Origin of the sequence: Mesorhizobium shangrilense, from assembly GCF_040537815.1 — a bacterium.
Lineage (GTDB): Bacteria > Pseudomonadota > Alphaproteobacteria > Rhizobiales > Rhizobiaceae > Mesorhizobium > Mesorhizobium shangrilense.
In genome coordinates this window covers 1-18,976 of record NZ_JBEWSZ010000020.1, presented here as the reverse complement: position 1 = coordinate 18,976, position 18,976 = coordinate 1, and the positions used below count along the sequence as shown (strand labels likewise).

The 18,976-nt window shown below is 57.7% G+C and carries 11 protein-coding genes and 5 pseudogenes; 10 read left to right on the top strand and 6 right to left on the bottom strand.

Annotated elements, in window-relative coordinates; translation table 11 throughout:
- Positions 1 to 2,030: condensation domain-containing protein (locus tag ABVQ20_RS39805; RefSeq protein ID WP_354465276.1), on the top strand; the 2,030-nt coding region annotated here is incomplete at its 5' end.
- Positions 2,031 to 2,277: 247 nt separating this feature from the next.
- Positions 2,278 to 2,495 (top strand): annotated as a pseudogene (locus ABVQ20_RS39800) (transposase); the annotation flags it as partial.
- Here the strand turns inward: ABVQ20_RS39800 and ABVQ20_RS39795 are convergent.
- Positions 2,404 to 2,643, bottom strand: coding sequence for a transposase (locus tag ABVQ20_RS39795; RefSeq protein ID WP_435528518.1), 240 nt, complete (start codon positions 2,641 to 2,643; stop codon positions 2,404 to 2,406). The pseudogene ABVQ20_RS39800 and the gene ABVQ20_RS39795 overlap by 92 nt on opposite strands.
- On the opposite strand from ABVQ20_RS39795, the gene ABVQ20_RS39790 reads away from it, so the two are divergent.
- Positions 2,582 to 2,965 carry a CapA family protein gene (locus tag ABVQ20_RS39790; protein ID WP_354465274.1) on the top strand — a complete coding sequence of 128 codons (384 nt, stop codon included), beginning with the start codon at positions 2,582 to 2,584 and terminating at the stop codon, positions 2,963 to 2,965. The genes ABVQ20_RS39795 and ABVQ20_RS39790 overlap by 62 nt on opposite strands.
- 113 nt (positions 2,966 to 3,078) lie before the next feature.
- On the opposite strand, the gene panD is transcribed toward ABVQ20_RS39790, so the two are convergent.
- A complete protein-coding gene (gene panD, locus ABVQ20_RS39785; RefSeq protein WP_354465272.1) occupies positions 3,079 to 3,531 on the bottom strand; it encodes an aspartate 1-decarboxylase in 453 nt (150 codons plus the stop codon).
- A 1,112-nt stretch (positions 3,532 to 4,643) separates the two neighbouring features.
- The gene (locus tag ABVQ20_RS39780; protein ID WP_354465271.1) at positions 4,644 to 4,994 is read right to left on the bottom strand and encodes a transposase; all 351 of its coding nucleotides are present in this window, start codon (positions 4,992 to 4,994) and stop codon (positions 4,644 to 4,646) included.
- Positions 4,995 to 5,728: 734 nt separating this feature from the next.
- Here ABVQ20_RS39780 and ABVQ20_RS39775 point away from each other — a divergent pair.
- From ABVQ20_RS39775 to ABVQ20_RS39760, 3 genes are all read left to right on the top strand, one after another.
- Positions 5,729 to 5,869 carry an aldehyde dehydrogenase family protein gene (locus ABVQ20_RS39775; RefSeq protein ID WP_354465281.1) on the top strand — a complete coding sequence of 47 codons (141 nt, stop codon included), beginning with the start codon at positions 5,729 to 5,731 and terminating at the stop codon, positions 5,867 to 5,869.
- A 178-nt stretch (positions 5,870 to 6,047) separates the two neighbouring features.
- A complete protein-coding gene (locus tag ABVQ20_RS40670; protein WP_435528517.1) occupies positions 6,048 to 6,563 on the top strand; it encodes an Lrp/AsnC family transcriptional regulator in 516 nt (171 codons plus the stop codon).
- Between the two features lie 747 nt (positions 6,564 to 7,310).
- Positions 7,311 to 9,200 (top strand): IucA/IucC family protein, encoded by a 1,890-nt coding sequence (locus ABVQ20_RS39760; RefSeq protein ID WP_354465269.1) that lies wholly within the window; start codon positions 7,311 to 7,313, stop codon positions 9,198 to 9,200.
- Between the two features lie 447 nt (positions 9,201 to 9,647).
- Here ABVQ20_RS39760 and ABVQ20_RS39755 read toward each other — a convergent pair.
- A pseudogene (locus ABVQ20_RS39755) lies at positions 9,648 to 10,076 on the bottom strand (malate synthase G); the annotation flags it as partial.
- A gap of 355 nt (positions 10,077 to 10,431) precedes the next feature.
- On the opposite strand from ABVQ20_RS39755, the gene ABVQ20_RS39750 reads away from it, so the two are divergent.
- The 4 genes and pseudogenes from ABVQ20_RS39750 (at position 10,432) to ABVQ20_RS39735 (ending at position 16,027) form a co-directional block, all read left to right on the top strand.
- Positions 10,432 to 11,379 (top strand): aminotransferase class IV, encoded by a 948-nt coding sequence (locus ABVQ20_RS39750; RefSeq protein WP_354465278.1) that lies wholly within the window; start codon positions 10,432 to 10,434, stop codon positions 11,377 to 11,379.
- Between the two features lie 457 nt (positions 11,380 to 11,836).
- Positions 11,837 to 13,024 (top strand): glycine C-acetyltransferase, encoded by a 1,188-nt coding sequence (locus tag ABVQ20_RS39745; RefSeq protein WP_354465267.1) that lies wholly within the window; start codon positions 11,837 to 11,839, stop codon positions 13,022 to 13,024.
- Between the two features lie 232 nt (positions 13,025 to 13,256).
- The gene (locus ABVQ20_RS39740; protein WP_354465266.1) at positions 13,257 to 14,510 is read left to right on the top strand and encodes a D-amino acid dehydrogenase; all 1,254 of its coding nucleotides are present in this window, start codon (positions 13,257 to 13,259) and stop codon (positions 14,508 to 14,510) included.
- Between the two features lie 175 nt (positions 14,511 to 14,685).
- Positions 14,686 to 16,027 (top strand): annotated as a pseudogene (locus ABVQ20_RS39735) (ISNCY family transposase).
- Positions 16,028 to 16,274: 247 nt separating this feature from the next.
- Here the strand turns inward: ABVQ20_RS39735 and ltrA are convergent.
- Together ltrA and ABVQ20_RS39725 are read right to left on the bottom strand one after the other, a co-directional pair.
- A pseudogene (ltrA, locus tag ABVQ20_RS39730) lies at positions 16,275 to 17,535 on the bottom strand (group II intron reverse transcriptase/maturase).
- A gap of 914 nt (positions 17,536 to 18,449) precedes the next feature.
- Positions 18,450 to 18,781: pseudogene (locus ABVQ20_RS39725) on the bottom strand (transposase); the annotation flags it as partial.
- Positions 18,782 to 18,976: the final 195 nt, after the last annotated feature.

Below are 18,976 nucleotides of genomic sequence, written 5' to 3'. Positions count from 1 at the left end.
CGGCATACTGGCTCCGGACGCTGGCGGGCGCACCAACGGTGCTGAAGCTGCCGACGGACCAGCCGCGTCCGGCGCAGCAGGACTACAGCGGCAGTTACGTCGAGTTCGCATTGCACGAGCCGCCGACCGCGCAGCTCAAGGCGCTGAGCCGGCGTCATGGGACGACGCTTTTCGCGACCCTGCTGGCGGGCTGGGCGCTGATGCTGGCGCGGTTGTCGGAACAGGACGAGCTGGTGATCGGCACGCCGAGCGCCAACCGCACGCGCTCCGAGAGCGAGGGGCTGATCGGCCTCTTCGTCAATACCGTGGCGATACGGATCGATCTGTCGGGCGATCCGACTCTGGAGGAATTGCTGGACCGGGTGAATGCCGCCGCGCTTGGGGCTCAGGCGAACCAGGATCTGCCGTTTGAGCAAGTGGTGGAACTCGTCAACCCGCCCCGCACCCGTGCTCACACCCGGATCTTCCAGGTTATACTTGCATGGCAAAACAAGGGCACGGAGCCGACGAAGCTCCCGGGGCTCGAACTTGAGTACGTCGGCGTTGACGACCGGGTCGCGCAATATGATCTTGCGCTTGACCTTGCTGAGGTCGGAGAGGCGATTCGTGGGAGGCTGATCTACGCGACATCACTGTTTAAGCGGAGCACGGTCGAGCGGTTTGCGAGCTATTGGCAGCAGGCGCTGAGCCGGCTAGCGGCTGACCTCGGGCAGCGGGTCTGGTCGGCGCCGCTTCCGTTGGCGGAGGAACGTCACCGTCTTGTTGTTCAGTCGAACCCGACGGAGGCGGCCTATGCGCAGAACCGCCGCATTCACGAGCTGGTTGAGACGCAGCCGGATCCGGAGGCGATCGCGGTCTGCGAGGACCTGGGCCTGAACTATCGCGAGCGGAACGCGGGGGCAACCTCGTCGGCGCCTCGCGTTTCCCTGCCTCAGTCATCGCGCGCCAACTCAGGCCCTGAGCCCCACACTGAGGTCATGAATTTCATCGAGGGGACGCGCGTCGTTACGGAGGGTGAGCCGCAAGCCAATAGCATCACGCGTTATCATGTCACAAAATTCTATCGCGAACAGATCACCAACAGTGGTCACTACGACCAGCTTAAGTACATTGTGGAGCCCTCAATCGACGAATTTGAGAGTCCCGGCAATCTGGATACGAGTGGCGAGCACGACAATACGGTTATGCCAGGACTTCAGCACAAATACGCTCAGACCGCTTTGATGCTGGTAACGGACCGTTGTGCTTCATATTGCCGTTATTGCTTTCGTAAACGCATCGTTGGCAGGGACTCCGATGAAATCACAGCTGATTTCGCCCAAATCGCGCAATATATTGGCGGCCATCCTGAGATTACGAACGTGCTGCTATCGGGAGGCGACCCGTTCATGCTCAGCACCGCTAAGCTCGACAAAATTCTCGATCATCTGCTGCCGATCCCACACTTGGATTCAATTCGATTCGGCACAAAAATGGTCGCCTACCAGCCTAAGCGCTTCGAGGATTCCGCTCTCCCGGCTTTGTTCCAACGAATCCACGGGGCTGGTAAGATCGCAGTGTTTGTCACACATTTCGATCACATCGGTGAAATCTCGATCGGTGCAGAGCGCGCCATTCGCTCCTTGCGCGCACTGGGCGTGCAGTTCCTCAATCAGTCCGTGCTTCTTGCGAAAGTCAACGACGATCCCGAGATATTGGCTGCGACCTTCGCCAAGTGTCACCAAATGGGTGTCCGCCCGTATTATCTCTTTCAGGGCAGGCCGGTGAAAGGCGCATCGCATTTTCAAGTTCCACTGCGCCGCGGACTAGAGATTGGGCATGGCATCAACCAACGTCTCAGCGGCATCCAAAAGACATTCAAATACATTATGTCCCATTACACAGGAAAGATCGAGATCCTCGACCTTGGAGCCGATAACCGCGTGTATATGCGATATCACCAAAGCAAGACTCCGGAAAAGATCGGAAAAATCTTTTCCCGGCGGTACCTCGAGGGCGCCTGCTGGTTGGACGATCTGCCCGAAGGATAAGATCGCGAGGCGCGGAATGCTGACTATGGGCCCAAAGTGAAGCACTTGCCGGCGACATAGAAATCGCTTTTTTCAGATCTACACGCTGGTTCCATTCATAACAACTTTCGACAACCTCGCTGAGGCTTCGCAAGTATCCGATGGTCAACACAAGATTTGTAGGCGGGCAGCTAGGTTGGGAACCCATACAATAGACTGGTTCTGTTTGATATTCTTGACCTTCAATGAGTCGCTGGAGGTCGGACAGATGTTGAAGAGCCTGTTTTGGTTGTCGGATGAGGCGTGGAGGCGATGGAACCGCATCTTCCTCGTGGCAAAACGGGAAAACCTCGGGTTGATGATCGAACGGTGATTTCGGGTATCCTGCATATTCTCAAGACTGGCTCCCGCTGGCGCGACGTGCCTGCAGCCTATGGTCCGCCAACCACAATCTACAATCGTTGCTGTCGTAGCCCTTGTCGAGGTTGACGAGACCGATTTCGGGCATCTGTTCGAGAAAGACTTCGCCCGCCTTGCAGTCGGGAACCTGGCCGCCGGTGACCATAAAGGCGATGGGCTTCAATATGCTTAGTCGCGCGAATAACCATACGCTCGACTGGGGCCTTGAAGGCATGCAGGAGACGAGCCGCGCGCTTGATGAGAATGGAACCATCCATGCAGGCGCAGGCGAAAACCTCGCACAAGCCGGCGCCGCTCGCTTCTCGGAAACCTCGCGCGGTGGCGTGGCGTTGGTGTCATTTTGCTGCAGTGTTCGAGCCTATGGCTCGTGCGTGCGACCCCGCCGGCGAGGCGCCAGGCAGACCAGGCCTCAACCCCCTCCGTTTGAGGAAAAGCATCGTGGTCCGGCGGGAAATGCTCGAAAGCTTGAGGCGGATACGCGAAGTGTTACCACAGCAGATCGTCTTCCAGGATCAGGCCGATGCTGGGACCGATAGGCATGTCGAACTGGACGATGGCACGGATGGCGGCGGCCTATCAGGGGCCTAGATGGCGAGTACGCCACTTGGTTGACGGTCCTTCACCGCCTCTAGTCCGACTCTGTGAGCAATCAGCAATTGGCCTGACCCGGGATCTTCAGGGCATTGCCGGGAGAACCCTCGCGAATCGCGAACGTCATTGTTCCATCATCCTTGATCCCGCCATCGTAGAACAAGCGATCCCGGACTGAATTGTCCCGGTTGAACGTCAGCACTCGCGGTTTGATCTCCGCGATCTGGTGCTCCTCAATATATGCGGCGGAGCAAACGATTACCTCATCTCCTACCTGGCATGTGCGAGCAGCGGCTCCGTTCAGCACACAGCAACGAGAACCCCTCCCACCGTAAATTACATACGTGCTGATTCGCGCGCCTGAAGCCTTATTCCAGATCTCAACGAATTCCAGCGGCAGAATACCCGCCTCGTCGCAATGATCTGGGTCCAGAGTTATTGAACCATGGTAGTTCAGATCCGCGTCGGTCACAGTGATACCATGAAGCTTAGCGGCAACGACTTTTCTCATCAACAGGTTTCCTTTTTCGGCTATGGTTCACTGTGCCGACGAGCGACTGCAGTGTCTCAGTCCCAGGGACGGGGATTGATTGATGTTCTGCGACAGGTCGAAGGCGGCTTTCAGAAGGGATCGGTAATCACGACGGAATAGCAGCCATTGTACGCCAGCAGGCGGAGTCGGTCATGCGCAGGTCGGCCCGTTCTGAGACGAAGGGATTGGTGGTCTATCGATGCCCTCTTCCCGTAGAAATGAGATCCGACGCAGACCTTATATGTTTTCCTTTCCTTCGATTGATTGCGATGTCAGCCACGACATGGATGCAAGTCGACACCTTCCGAAGCCTCGCAACCAACGAAGCAAACCTTGTGCCAATTTGGTTGAGCGAGCCAAAGAAAAACTATCTGGCTGCTTTTCAGCTATTAGCCTGAGACCAAAACTAGAGATTTGGCTCAAAAGCCTGTGTCGCGGACCCGACAAAGCGACAGTCACTTGAGACGCTGTAGATGGACTTCGGAGACTGGGAAGAAGTGGGGGTGTCAGGCGGCAAGCCTGGAGGCGATTTCGATCGGCACACCGTTACACCGACATCGGTTTTTAGAATCGCTCCAGTCAGCCATTGATCTGGTTTCCGATGGGCACCATCTGTTGACGTCCGCAAAAGTAGTATTCCCGAGCATCGGTCCGATCTAACTATCACTTTCGGTGGTGACGCAGGCGATGCGATCGCTTTAAAAGTGCGGAGACTTAATATGATTACCAGCAGAGTTCGCCATCTTATGGTGTTCGTCACAAGATTTTGTTGCACGTGAATATTGTGGTTCACAACGCTTTCTTTTTCCTCCAGTATTCTGATAATCCACCAACTAGATTTACTCATCTATGACAAAAGAAAAAGTTTTCTTCGTATGAGGAACCCGCGCTTTCAAACACAGGTCTTTCAGCGGATCAGCTGATGATGGTGCCTCCTTTAGGTGACGTCTACAATTCCATTTGTCGACCGTCGTCCACAGCATCTTTTCCGGCTCTCAATCAGCGCCATTGTAATGCTGGGGATCGCCAACAGGCAATCGAGCGTGCACTCGGCAAGTCCAAGGTCATTAGGACATGCCGGCGGCGTCGCCTTAGCGCATCGTGCCGAAACTATGAAGCATATCCTGCTGTTTTGAAGTCGTTTCGGCACTCGTCTGGCTCGAAGAGATTGCAATGCCGTGCAGGGCCATGAAGAGCGCGTCGAAGGTGCGTGCTGCAGCTTTGTGCAGATGCGCCTTGAGCTTCGAGACCGCCATTTCGATGGGGTTTAGGTCGGGCAAGTACTGCGGCAGGAAGAGCATCCATACGCCGCACGCTCGGATGGCGGCTTCAGCCCTGGCGGTCGTGCGGACGCTGAGGTTGTCGAGGATGACGACATCGCCGGGTTGCAGGGTCGGCGCCAACTGGGTCTCGACATAGACATTGAATGCGGCGCGGTGCATGGCGCCGGGGATTACTCAAGGCGCACTCAAGGCTTGGTGGCGTAAGCCTGCGATGAGGGTATCTGCGTCCCCCACTTCCCATAAGGCTCATTGGCCTTGGGCCGCCGACCGCACGGGCGCGGCCACGCAGGCGGTTCATTTTGGTGTTGAGGCTCGTCTGGTCCCGAAGACCAGCCTGCCTGGCCGGCGGGGCATACGCGGCTGACGCGTCTCGATCCAGGCACGGCGCTTTTCGGCCATGTCAGCACATGCGCACTCCTGCGCCGCCCCGCGGCACAGAACCGCGACAGCGACGCGGCATGAGCGGTTGTCCCTTGCGCCTGCAACAGCTGCTCCGCAAGCTCGGGCATTGTCATCTCCGGCGCCTTCGACCGCAGCCATAAGAAAATCCAGATGCTTTGACAGTGGGCCTTGCCGACCGGCCGGCCCATCTTGCACGCCTTCGGCTCCCCTTGTTCAGCCGCGCGCGCCGCCCACTGAACCGGCGCGGGATCGTTGGTTGAAGGGCATGGAGAAAAATCATCCTGCGCCAGCAGCGTGTGCTTGCGAAGGTGACGATTGCAGCACTACCGATCTGGGTTTCCCCGGGCCGGTCGCAGGGCTGTTCAGAACGCTTTAGGCCTAGCATTCTTGGCAGGCTGGTTGAACCGATCAATCGGCGCCCCTTCCAGACGTCCGACAAGGTAGTTGGCGTTCCAGCCGGCCTTCAGCCGCGCAGCGCCCTCGGCACTTAACTGCGAGAGTGCACGGGACAGAGCTGCAACGCGCCCAGCAGGATCCTCGTTGCGCGGCCTCTCTATGAAGAATTCCTCTCCCGGATGACGGAAGCCGCCCGCAACACCAAGGTCGGCCCACCGAAAGTCAATGAGGGGTAGGTCATCGTCGAGCGGATTAATGCTGCCTGGGTTGATTCAGAGGGGCGCGCACTCCATGCCGGACCAAAAAAACGCCCTGTCTGTTTCAGTTAGCCGAGTGAATTGCAATAAATGTTGCGCAAATTTATCGATCGTTAAAAGGTGATTATAAAATCTTCAAAATAGTCGGCATCGCACGGTGGACGACCTAGATCGAAGAATCCTTACAGAAGTGCAAAGGAGCAATCGGCTTTCCTTTGCCGAACTCGCGGAGCTCGTCGGTTCTTCGGCCGCCTCATGCATGCGCCGAGTGAACAAGTTGCGTGCGGAGGGCGTGATCGTCGCGGATATCTCGCTCGTGGATCCGAAGGCTCTTTGCAAATCGCTTGCCGTTGTCGTCACAGTAGAGCTTGACCCCGAACGTCTGGACCTTGTCGATGATTCAAGCGCGCGATGCGGGCAGCCAGGGATGTTATCCAATGCTATATGGTCACGGGCGACGCCGATTTCGTCTGATCGTGGCGGTCGAGGATGCGAAGCCTTCGACGTCTTCGTCAAGACGAAGCTCTATACTAACCCCAATGTCCGAAAATTTAAGAGCATGATCACGCTTGATCGTGTCAAGTTCGAGCCGCGGATTACGGTGTGGCTTTCGGCTGGTTACGCTGAAAGTCGTCACACCGGGCCGCTTTTTTGTATGTCTAACATCGGATAGAGTTTTTTTGCCTCGGGAACTGGGCGATTCGGAGGGCGCAGTTCCTGTTGCGTCAGGATGGTCATCACGGGAGAGACCGGCTTGCCAACCTTCTGATGGCACAGCCTTTTAGGCTTCCGGCTATCGACGAGCATCACGTGGATCGGCGAGCTATCAGCTGGGTCGCCCACTTGGCCCGTGTTTCGCATGTTTCGCGAATGAAGGACACGACACCCTCGTGATGATTCTCATTGGAGTTTGTTTGCGGTCTGCACCCAAGTTCAGACGTGGAACATTTACAGTCATCGATGCGGTGCCCGATCGTCTCGACACAAGCCCCAGCGGTTCCCCGACGAGGGCCGCCTCGTAGATTGGGTCATAGGATCCGGTCAGGCTCAGTCGCCGTTATGCAAGTGCCGAATGTCAAAGACGCAGTCGACATCGGATACCGTGGAATGCGGTTGAATGAGGCGTGAATTCCGCTTCCTCCCGCGGAAAATTGAGTCTTGCCCACTATTCCCAGGAAAGCGCCGGGCGCCGACACCAGCTATCGGTTTTGTCGAGTCCGTGACACGGTGGCGTTCGGCTTGCCGCCGATGGACTTTCATTTAAGCCTTTGAATTGTAGGCAGAACATTTTACTGGCGCTCCTTCTGCTCAGTTGGCACGACCCTTGAATCTTCCTTGTTGCGAGGCAGCAGGAGCTGCTGGCGGCGCGTGGTAGAAATCGCTCCGCGTATTTCCCAAGCAAATGGCCAGAGGAAGCATAATGGACGAGAGGATGTCTGCCCCGGCGAATGCCGAAGCTCAGGCGCGCGACGCGCAGCTTTGGGTGAATGCATCGCGCAATGCGCTCAACCGGCTGGTACGCTGCCTGTTCGCCGAGCGTCTTCTTGAAGTAGATGGGTTATTGTGGGCGTGCGATGGCCACCAAGCCTGGCTCCCCCTTTGGGTATCACGCCACACCTTGTATTTCACCGACTTGCGTCGTGCACCTGCCGGAATATTGCAAAATCGGGGTCCCATCGAAGTGCTGGACGAAACCGGCGCCCGGCACCGGATCGATGACGCCTCCGGTTTCATAAGGCAGGTTGCGCCCGCCCTGGCGATTTCACCTGCATCGGATGGACTGGAAAATCTTTTGCGCGACATCGATAACAGCGTGCACAACGACGTCCTGGCGCGTCGCCACCGACAGCACTGGAGCGCCACGATGCGAGGGAAAGTAGCTGAATCAGGCGCGCAAGGATTCCTCGCCTATCTTGCTAAGAGCTTGCCGCCGCACCTGGCTGCCATGACTCTCGATCAGTGGGGCGCGTTGGAAGGTCACCCTTTTTATCCCACATGGAAGGCCAAGCCCGGCCTGTCGCCTAAGGACGTAAGTGCGTTGTCGCCTGAATTCGGTGCTCGTGTGCCCCTGCGCGTCACAGGGCTGCGCAAAGGCTGGGTTTATGTGGAAAAAATGCCGCATGTTGGCAGCTATTCGGAGTGGTTCTCACAAAACTTTCCCGACCTCTGGCGCGATTGGGCCGAAGGTCTGAATCAACGTGGGAAGTCGCCTGAGGACTGGCTTCCTCTGCCTGTCCATAGCTGGCACCTTGAGAATTTCGTGCGCCGTGAATTTGCGTCCGAGATTGCTTCCGGTGTTTTCGACCCGGATGGCCCGGAGTTCCTGACGCTGCCGTCCATGTCCTTCCGCACGATGCTGCCGGACACACAGGAGCCGAGGCGCTTTATCAAGGTGCCGGTAGCGATCTGGATGACCAGCGTACAGCGTACCCTGCAGGACAAGTCGATTCACATGGGGCCGCGTCTCAGCACCCTGATTTCCAATATCCTGTCAAAAGAGAAGGATATTAACGAGAGGCTGGAAATCTTCACCGAAGAGCTGGGCGCAATCTTGCGTCACCCCGAGACGGGCGACGAGCATCCGGGCCGCTTTCTTTCGGTTGTCTATCGTAACGCCGACGCTCTAGCACGCAATGACGGACTTTTGCCCGTTACTGTGGCTGCACTGTTGACGGCAAGCCCGATCGATGGTCGTCCGCTCATTTGCGAATTGATCGCCAGGAACGGCGATGAAAGCGGCGCGACCGTATCCGCATTTTTCCACGCCTATGCACGCACCGTGATCCGGCCGACGCTCGGCATGTATCTGCTATACGGCATTGGCTTTGAGGCGCATCAGCAAAACAGCAGCATCCTGTTCGATGAAACCGGCCGCCCACGAAAACTGTTGATCCGTGATTTCGGCGATGGCCGCACGCTTGCGCCCCTGTTCAAGGAACGCGGGCACCGCCTGAAGCCCTTCAATCGCAAGGAAATCTTATCCACCATATCCAATGACGATATCAGTTTCGTGCGCTCATTCGTCATCGACGCCTGCTTCGTCTGCCATCTTCATGAGGTCGCACTGTGCCTCAACCAGCAGTATACGCTGACGGGCACGAACCTTTGGCGCATCCTTCGGGAAGAAGCCGAGGCAGCATTTGACGCGCTCAGGCCGCGCATGTTTTCAGACGCGTTCTGGCTGGAGGAACGCAAAGCTTTTCTTGAGAATCCCTGGCCTACCCGCTCGGTGCTCCGGATGCATCTGGAGCGCTATCGCGACCGTGGGGTCCAGCATGAGCTTCCCAATCCGCTGGCGGAGGCGGAATGACAAATGCCTGTGCCGCGCTTCGCGGCTTCGGACCTGTTTTTGTTTTGCCCTTCGACCTGCACTTCGTCTCCATGGGTGCCATGGAAATGATGGCCCATTGTTGAGCCCTTTCGACAGCTCACTGGCCGACTCGCTGTCAGCCGCGGCAGCCTCTCTCTTGTAGGTATCGCGGCCAAGCAACTGCGGCCTGTGTGCTGGATCGGCAGCAGCCGAGAGGCGATTTTCGTGGAATGTTACAGATGGGTTATAATTGGCATTGTGCGTAGGCTCGTCGGTCACTTCTACATCGATAATGGAGACGATACATGCTTCGATTGCGTGGCCGCCCGCAATACGAACGGCAACGCTGAGAGGCTTTAGTCCCTTCAGTTTTCCTTTTGAAATCGGTGCCTCAATAATTCGGACCGCAACGGGCAGGTTCAGCACTGTCGTCCTGATTTCACTTTGGTTTGCGTTCGTCCGCTCCAGCCTGCGCGCATGCAGGATCAACTCGGTGTAGCCGTTGGGCTGGTCACGGCCCTTGAATGCGAGGTCCCAGGAGCCCTGGAAGGCGATGGACTTGTCCAAATCCGGCGCCTTCGAGCGATAGTTCGGATCCCCTACATTCTGGCCGTCGACAACGCAGGCCATGCTTCATCGTTGCCATCACCTGGTTCTGCGTGACTACGCCTGATGCAGCCAGTTGGCGATGTGCTGCGAAAAGATGCGCAGCGTCGCCCGGTCTTCCATCAGACCGACGTCGTGGATGTCCGGCACCTTGGAGCAGCCGACGCCCTGGTCGATCCAGCGCACGACATAGCCGAGGATGCCCTGCGCGTTGTTGTCGAGCTCCTGCTGGATCTCTTCTGGCGACCAGTTCGAGCACACGGCTACGGGCGACGCCGACTTTGTGCTGATCGTGGCCGTTGAGGACGGCGAGGCCTTTGCCATCTTCGTCAAGACAAAAGCTCTATAGCAATCGAACGTCCGAAAATTCCGGAGCATGATTTCGCTTGATCGTGTCAAGTTCGAGCCGCGGGTGACGGTGTAGACCTGCGCGGGCTGCGCTGAAGTCATCACTCCGTGCCGCGTTTTGAAACCGCCATTGCGCGACCACCATCAGATTGAGCTTTTTCGACTGGAGAACCGTGCAATCTACGGGGCGCAATTGATCCTGCGTCGGGACGGTGTGAGTTGCCAGATCTTCGACGCGGCAAAGCAACCGTCTCGGTGGAAGGAAGAAGAAGTCCCAATGACACAGTTGTTACCCGCGATTCCAAGCGTCGATGAGCGTTACTTTGACCAACGGCGCTACCCGGACGGGGTCGCTTTTATGGATGGGCAATACCTGCCGATGTCCGAGGCCAAAATCTCCGTGCTCGATTGGGGGTTCCTGCACTCGGACGCCACTTACGACACGGTTCACGTCTGGAATGGCAGATTCTTCCGCCTGGATTTGCATCTTGACCGCTTCTTTGGGGGGGTGGAACGGCTGCGAATGAAACTTCCCTATGATCGGGAGAAAATAGAGTCGATCCTGACAAATTGTGTCGCTTTGTCGGGGCATAAGTCGGCGTACGTGGAGATGATCTGCACGCGCGGTTCATCGCCGACCTTCAGCCGCGATCCCCGCCAAGCGGAGAACCGGTTCATGGCGTTTGCTGTCCCTTTTGGCTCGGTCGCCAACAAGGAACAGCTGGAAAGAGGCTTGCACGTCGCGATCAGCGAAACCGTCCGCATCCCGCCCAAATCGATCGATCCCTCGATCAAGAACTATCATTGGCTCGATCTCGTGAAGGGCCTTTTCGACGCCTACGACAGGGGGGCGGAGACAGCGCTGATCGTTGATACACACGGGCACATTGCGGAGGGGCCCGGCTTCAATGTGTTCGTTGTAAAGGACGGATTTCTGGGGACTCCCGCCTTTGGGGTGTTGCCGGGCATCACGCGCCGGACTGTGTTCGACCTTTGCGCCGAGATTGGTTTGTCGGCTACGGCTGCTGATATTAGTCGTGCTAAGATCAAAGAGGCTGACGAGGTATTCATCACATCGACTGCCGGCGGCATTATGCCCGTGACCCGTATCGACGACACCGCGATCGCTAATGGGCTCGTCGGATCCGTCACTCGCCGGCTCATGGATCTCTACTGGCAAAAGCACGATGATCCTGCATGGTCGACTGCCGTCTTCTACCCGTGATCGGAAATGAGCCATGCGACAGCAATTCGGCGAGCGGCTTGGCGACGAGCTCGATGAGCTTTCGGCACGCAAACTTTCGAAAATCGAGCAGGCGCGCTTCGGCGGGCGCCGCATCGGATTTGGCGGACTGCCCGATACGTCTTCCGATGCGAGACCCGCTGTTCGGAAGACGAGCACGCGATCCGCGATGGTACGGCAACGTTCTGCGCCGCCGAGTTGGCACCATGCGCCGAGGACACTTACTTCAGGAGGCGACCGACCCGCCGAACTTCGGGGAGACGGTGATGCCGGTCTGCTCGGTGTCACAATCCCTGTTGGATTATGACGGCCTCGACGCTGGCGACGTTATCTCTGGCCTCGTGGCGCGCGAGGCTGAGCGAATCGACAGCGGTTACCACTCGATGGTGAGCGCATGCTTGTGTAGGGCGTACTCCATGCCATTCCTGCGGAGTTGCCGATGAAGAACGCTTTCAGTGCTTATTTGTCGGCGGAATTGGCTGGCTTGAAGTCTGCGGGGCTATACAAATCCGAGCGCGTCATCGCCTCGACGCAGTCGTCCAAGATCGAACTCGCGAATGGCAGCGAGGTCCTGAATTTCTGTGCGAACAATTATCTCGGCCTGGCGGACAATGAGGATTTGCGCGACGCAGCAAAGGCTGCGCTCGACCGCTGTGGATACGGCATGGCGTCGGTCCGCTTCATCTGCGGCACTCAGGAAGAGCACAAGCGGCTCGAAGGGACGATCTCACGCTTCCTCGGCATGGAGGACACGATCCTCTACTCATCCTGTTTTGACGCCAATGCCGGTCTGTTCGAGACGCTGTTCGGCGAGGAAGACGCCATCATTTCCGATGCCCTGAACCACGCTTCGATCATAACCGGCATTCGCCTCTCCAAGGCCAAGTGCTTCCGCTATGCCAACAACGACATGGTCGCGCTGAAAGAGGAACTGAAGAAGGCCGAAGGCAGCCGCTTCAAGCTGATCGCAACTGACGGCGTCTTTTCAATGGACGGCATGATCGCCGATCTCAAAGGCATATGTGACTTGGCGGAGAAATATGGCGGTATGGTCGTGGTGGACGACAGCCATGCGGTCGGCTTCGTCGGCAGGCATGGACGCGGCTCGGCGGAGCATTGCGGCGTCGAGGGCCGCATCGACATCATCACCGGCACGCTGGGCAAAGCGCTCGGCGGCGCCTCGGGCGGCTACACGTCGGGCAGGCGCGAGGTCATCGACTGGCTTCGCCAGCGCTCGCGGCCGTATCTATTCTCCAATACGCTGATGCCCGCCATTGCAGGGGCGTCGCTGAAGGTGTTCGATCTGATCGAACAAGGCGATGCGCTGCGCGAAAAGCTCTATGCCAACGCCGACCGCTTCCGCTCTAAAATGTCGAAGGCCGGCTTCACGCTGGCTGGCGCGAACCATCCAACTATTCCCGTCATGCTTGGTGATGCCACTTTGGCTCAAGCGATGGCGGAAGAGTTGCTCCAGCGGGGCATCTACGTCGTGGGCTTCTCCTTTCCCGTCGTGCCAAGGGGCCATGCGCGCATTCGCACGCAGATGTCTGCCGCCCATTCGGAGGCCGATATTGACCGCGCGGTGGAAGCTTTCATTGAGGTGGGCAGGGACATGAGAGTCGTCTGATGTTCCACATGACTGAGCGCGTTCGTCTATGCTCGCGAGGAAGTGATAATAGTCCTTGGTGTTGAGTCAGGGTCGATCTGGATAACCGATAGGGTGGGTTATTCTAGTCAATCTACTATCGAACTCTAGTGACACGTGGATGCCTGGCCTGAATGAGGCAGTGCTCGCCCACCTCCGTGCTCTAGGTGATCGCCCGCAGAACCCGCACCGTTTTTTCTGCCTGGAGAGTAAAATGCGCAAAATTGTTGTCATCGGCGCCGGGATAACGGGTGTATCGACTGCATATGCCCTTTTGGAGCGCGGCTATGATGTCACGGTATTAGATCGTCAGCGGTACGCTGCGATGGAAACGTCATTTGCCAATGGCGGGCAGCTCTCGGCAAGCAACGCTGAAGTTTGGAACCGCTGGTCGACGATTCTCAAGGGGATCAGGTGGATGGTTAGACACGATGCCCCACTTCTCATGAACCCTGCGCCCAATTGGCACAAGTACAGCTGGCTGGCGGAATTCGTGGCGAACATCCCCAATTACCGAGGAAACACGATAAAGACGACCAAGCTCGCGATCATGGCGCGGAAGCACATGTTTGAGATCGCCGAGAAAGAAGGGATCGATTTCGATCACGTTCGTCGCGGCATTCTTCACATATATAGAGAAAAGTCCGACTTCGATCATGCGCGATCAGTAAACGAGTTGTTAGTTCAAGGTGGACTGGATCGACGGCCCGTTACAGTGGAAGAGGTGAAATCAATCGAACCTACTCTCCATAGTACTCTATATGGTGGGTTCTACACGCCGTCGGATTCTACCGGCGACATCCACAAATACACAATCGGTCTGGCGCGGGCATGCGAAAAACGCGGCGCTCGCTTTTACTACGATGCAGACGTGAGGCGCATCAAACGTCAAGAAAGCTTTCGAGTTTCCTATGCAAGTGGTACTGAAGACCGACATTCCGGGCAGCATGAAATACGCGCAGACGCCATCGTCATCTGTGCGGGCTGTCGCAGTCGCGACTTTGCCGCGAGGTTGGGCGATCGGCTCAACATCTATCCGGTGAAAGGTTACTCGATCACGGTCGAGCTCGATGAGTCCGCGTCACAGGAAACCGCACCATGGGTCAGCCTGCTTGATGACCGAGCCAAGATCGTTACGAGCCGATTAGGTTTGTCTAGATTACGGGTCGCCGGAACCGCTGAGTTCAACGGTCCCAATCGCGACATTCGGGACGACCGTATTAAGCCTTTGGTGGATTGGACGCGGATGCATTTTCCGGAAGTAGATACCAAGTGCGTAGTGCCATGGGCGGGATTGAGGCCGATGACGCCCAATATGATGCCGCGGGTCGGCAAGGGCCGGGCACATGGTGTGTTCTACAATACGGGCCATGGTCATCTAGGTTGGACCTTGTCGGCTGCAACTGCCGAGATGCTTGCGGAGATCATTTCTGGTGACCTGCCGGCCGACGCACGCAGAGTTGCCTGACTGCAAAGAGAGAGTGCGACTAATAGCTCTAGACTATTTTCCGTCCATAAACGTCAACATGTTGATATTATTGCATGAATCGGAACTTTACGCAGGCAAGGCCCGGCGGTTTCAGATATACTTTGGTCTCATGCCACTGATTCCAAAGCACAATCTGCAACCACCGGAGCCGACAATGCGCCAAGAACGCACCGTCCAAGCCAGCATATTCGATCTTTTCGCCACGCACGAGATCGGCCGCGAACTGAAGACGATGTCGCAGTGGCTGGACGAGCACCACGATCTGCTTGGCTTGGTGGCGCGAGACTTGGTTCGGTTCGGTGTCAAGGCTACCGGACGGCAAGGCCTACCTGCCGAAGCGGTCTTATCTTGCGCGCTTCTCAAGCAATACCGCCAGTTGAGCTATCAGGAACTGGCATTCCATATCGAGGATTCAGCGTCATTTCGAGCCTTTGCGCGGTTGCCGTGGTCCTGGAGCCCACAGAAGTCGGTGCTGCAAAAAGACGATCAGCGCGATCCGGCCCGAGACCTGGGAGCAGATCAATCGGGTGCTGCTGTCGGGCGCGCAGCAGGCGAAGCTCGAAGACGGCGCGGTCGTGCGGCTGGACAGCACCGTGACCTCGGCACTCATGCACGAGCCGAGCGACAGCAGCCTGCTTTGGGATGCGGTACGGGTCATGGTGCGCCTGCTGAAGCGAGCCGATGCCTTGGCCGGCGGCGCCGCCCTGGGGGAATGGCGCGATCACCGCCGAGCGGCCAAAAAGCGCGCCCGCAAGATCCAGTTCACGCGCGGTCGACCCAATCGGGTCCAACTCTATCGCGAGTTGATCGCTATCACCCGCGCGACCTTGGCCTATCTGAAGCAGGCGACTGAGCGGCTGGCCGCGGCGAGCACGCCGCCCATCGCGCTGTGGCAGATCCAGGTTCGTCACTATCGGCCGCTGATCGAACGCATTGTCACACAGAGTGAGCGGCGGGTGTTGGCTGGCGAGTTGGTGCCGGCCAGCGACAAGCTGGTCAGCTTGTTCGAGCCCCATGCCGATATCATCGTCAAAGGCAGCCGCGATACCGAACGGCCACAAGATCAACCTGACCACCGGCAGGAGCGGCATGATCCTTGATCTGGTGATCAAGGCGGGCAATCCGCGCGACAGCGATCGATTGCTACCGATGCTGGAACGCCACATCGCCTTCTACGGTCACGCGCCCCGGCAGGCGGCGGACGACGGCGGCTTTGCCAGTCGCGACAATCTGGCTACAGCGAAGACCTTGGGCATCGACACATGGCATTCCAAAAGAAAGCCGGCCTCCGGATCGAGGACGTAGTCAGAAGCAATTGGGTCTATCGCAAGCTGCGTAACTTCCGTGCCGGCATCGAGGCCGACATCTCATGCCTCAAGCGCGCTTATGGGTTGGCGCGCTGCACCTGCCGCGGCCTTGACCACTTTAAGACCTACGTCTGGTCCTCGGTCGTGGCTTACAATCTCGTCGTCTTCACGCGCCTCAAGCCGACCTGATGCTGACCCATCGGATTTGCGTCGCACCGGCAACAGCCGGCTCGTGGGCGTGCGCGGGTTCGCGCCCACAAACACATTTCCGACGAGACCACCGTCCCACGTCCTGCCCATATCGCTCAACGCCCATCAACGGCCAACAAGCCATTGCAAATGCTCGCAAAAAGAAGCGTTGGCGAGTAGCGGAGACGCTTGCGCGCCTCCGCTCTCTCAGAACCGTGCGTGAACCTCTCAGCTCACACGGCTCCCATCAGGCAAACGTGCCGATCAGACCGAGTTGCCAGTGCACGAAGAGATCAGTGCGCTGCTTGGCGGTCCGTTGTAAGAACCGACTTGCCCGAGCCTTACCTCTGCCAAAGCGCTTGAACTTCCGCCTTGCCCACGCAAGCACCGTCTGATTGACGTAGCGAAGTATGGGCTGCAGCCCCGTTGGCGCGTACCGTCCATAATAGCTGATCCACCCCCTGAGGAGCGGATTGATCAGCCGGGCGATGTCGTTCAACGAGAGCTGCGTCTGTCGGCGGATGCGCAAGTCCCTGATCTTTTCCCGCATCGCTTTCAGCGCCGAGGAACTGACCGCTGGAGTGAAGCCGCAAAACAGTCGCCCGCTTTGCGTTCCCCATACCGCGCGCGGTCGGAAACAATATCCGAGGAAGTCGAACGTCACGTTCGGATGTTGCCCTCTGCGTTTGGAGTCTCTGCAGTAGACGATCTTGGTCTTCGTCGGGTGCAGTTCCAGTTGGCATTCCGCCAACCTCGCCTGAAGCGCAGCCTTGACGGCTTCTGCCTCCTGCTCGGTCCGGCAGTGCACCAGCCCGTCATCCGCATACCGACACCATGGGAGGTCGGGATGTGTCCGTTTCATCCACAGATCAAACGCATAGTGCAGAAAAAGATCTGAAAGAATCGGCGAAACTACGCCCCCTTGCGGAGTTCCGCAGTTCCGTTCAATCCTTTGTCCATCTTTTTCCATGGGCGCTGTCAGCCATCTCTCGATGTATAGCAATGCCCACTTGCTCTTTACGTACCTGCGAACTGCCGTGAGCAAAAGCTCGTGCGAGATGTTGTCAAACAGACCCTTGATATCAAACTCCAGAACCCAATCATATTTCCAGCACCGCTGACGCGTGATCCCCACGGCATCCAAGGCCGATTTGCCCGGTCTATAGCCATAAGAATCTGACAGGAAAATCTGATCGAGCTCCGGTTCGATGAGCTGCTTGACCACCATCTGCGCGATCCTGTCGCTCACGGTGGGCACACCCAAATCCGCTGGCCCCCACCACTCTTTTTCGGAATGGGGACGGCACGCACCGTGGCGGAAAATAGCTTCCCGAGCTCATCCTGTTCCAGATCCTGTAGAGATTCCTACCCAGGTTGGCTTCGAATGCCTCGATCGTCTGCCCGTCCACGCCGGCCGCACCACCACTGGATTTGACCGCTTTGTAGGCTTCGTACACCAGCCGCTTATCGATCATAAACGGCTTGTCTGTCTCATCTGTCGTTGTCATCCTGTTGCCAGTTGCTTCGAAAACACGACCACCTGATCAGACCCCTTCGCTCCAGCCTCCATTACAGGACCTTCGTCACTACTACGGGTCGATCCGCCCCAGCCTCCTGCATCGGTACTCTCGCCTCACGGTGGTGTGCCGCTTGTGCTTCTCCCTTGGCATCAGAAAGCTGGTTCCTGCAGTTCCGCGCAAAAGCCTGCATCCGGCTCATGCCCCCTATACGCCGTCCACTGTCCGCCCAGTCATCAGGCTCCCGAGGGACTTGTCCCGAGAGATCCACACGCCCTCGGTTTTAGTGGCATCAAAGAGTACTAACGACGCGTCATCGAAGGGTTTGCTTGCGCTCATCTTCCGGATGCCTACCTGCCCCGGATCATGTCCGCGGCTTTTGTCCCAACGCTAACCACCATGGCTCTTCTACCACAGCAGCTTGGGCTGGTTTGAGACCCGCTCCTGAAAGCCGATCCCGAGGGGCCTACCCTCATCTTTCACGCAGCTTCTCAGCATGTTGTCAGTTCACCATCGAACCTCCTTCTGCTTGCTGCAGCACACTGTGGACGGAAACTAGACTAAGAGCCCTCTCTGATTGCGTCGTTGAGGTCAAGCTGCTCCTGTTCTTTTTCCTGATCGTATCGTCCGCGGGTCACGCGCTTCTCTTCGCGGTCGGCGCCGAGCCGCCGCATGATGGGTTCAGGAGAGCAAGGCGTCTCAATCTGTTTCACGACCTTTGAAGGCTTTCGGCCCCCAAGGCTCCGGACTCCCACCGAGATCGCCTCGCCCATCGCCCCCACGGACGATCCGGCATCACCCTTGCGGGCGAATATGTGTTTCTTGCTCCTCCAGTTCTTGTCTCATTTCATGCCGTCGCTGCGAAGACCGGTTGTGTGCGCGTAGCGGAACTCGGTCGCGTCGGTCTACATACGATGCAGGATAACCGCAAGCTTGCGGGCGACAGCACCCGGGCTCGCGCCATACCGCGCCGCTTGGCCGCGTTCATACCTCCAGACTCTGAGGCTCGACCATTTCTTGCTGCGTACCAGTAGCGCATGGGCCGCCTCATAGAAGGCAGTGCGGGCGAGTTCGTCGCCGCATCGGCTGACCTTGCCCCGGATGTCGGTCTCGCCCGACAGGTAGCGCGCCCGGGTCAGGCAGAGATGCGTGCCCACATTTCTCGAACGCCTGAACCGGTACGGTCCGGCTGGTCGATCGTAGGCCGGAACGCGAGTGCGGTGATGGAGCCTGGTCCCGCGTCATAATGCCCATCTGGCTACGTTATTGCAAGTCAAGGGTCTTTTGCTCCAACCTTGGTGATGACGGACGCCTTGAGTGCCTGACGCACTCGATCAGACGCGAATCTTCGATATCCCGTCGTTTGATGACCCATGGTGCGCCTTTGCAATATTGCTCGGCAGGAATGATGCCGGCGGCAATCTGGCGAAGG

What these genes read in the sequence shown, in the direction of transcription:
- ABVQ20_RS39790 (WP_354465274.1), top strand. Translation starts at nt 2,582, where the DNA reads ATGGGCTTCAATATGCTTAGTCGCGCGAATAACCATACGCTCGACTGG.
- ABVQ20_RS39795 (WP_435528518.1), bottom strand. Translation starts at nt 2,643, where the DNA reads ATGCCTTCAAGGCCCCAGTCGAGCGTATGGTTATTCGCGCGACTAAGC.
- panD (WP_354465272.1), bottom strand. Translation starts at nt 3,531, where the DNA reads ATGAGAAAAGTCGTTGCCGCTAAGCTTCATGGTATCACTGTGACCGAC.
- ABVQ20_RS39780 (WP_354465271.1), bottom strand. Translation starts at nt 4,994, where the DNA reads ATGCACCGCGCCGCATTCAATGTCTATGTCGAGACCCAGTTGGCGCCG.
- ABVQ20_RS39760 (WP_354465269.1), top strand. Translation starts at nt 7,311, where the DNA reads ATGGACGAGAGGATGTCTGCCCCGGCGAATGCCGAAGCTCAGGCGCGC.
- ABVQ20_RS39750 (WP_354465278.1), top strand. Translation starts at nt 10,432, where the DNA reads ATGACACAGTTGTTACCCGCGATTCCAAGCGTCGATGAGCGTTACTTT.
- ABVQ20_RS39745 (WP_354465267.1), top strand. Translation starts at nt 11,837, where the DNA reads ATGAAGAACGCTTTCAGTGCTTATTTGTCGGCGGAATTGGCTGGCTTG.
- ABVQ20_RS39740 (WP_354465266.1), top strand. Translation starts at nt 13,257, where the DNA reads ATGCGCAAAATTGTTGTCATCGGCGCCGGGATAACGGGTGTATCGACT.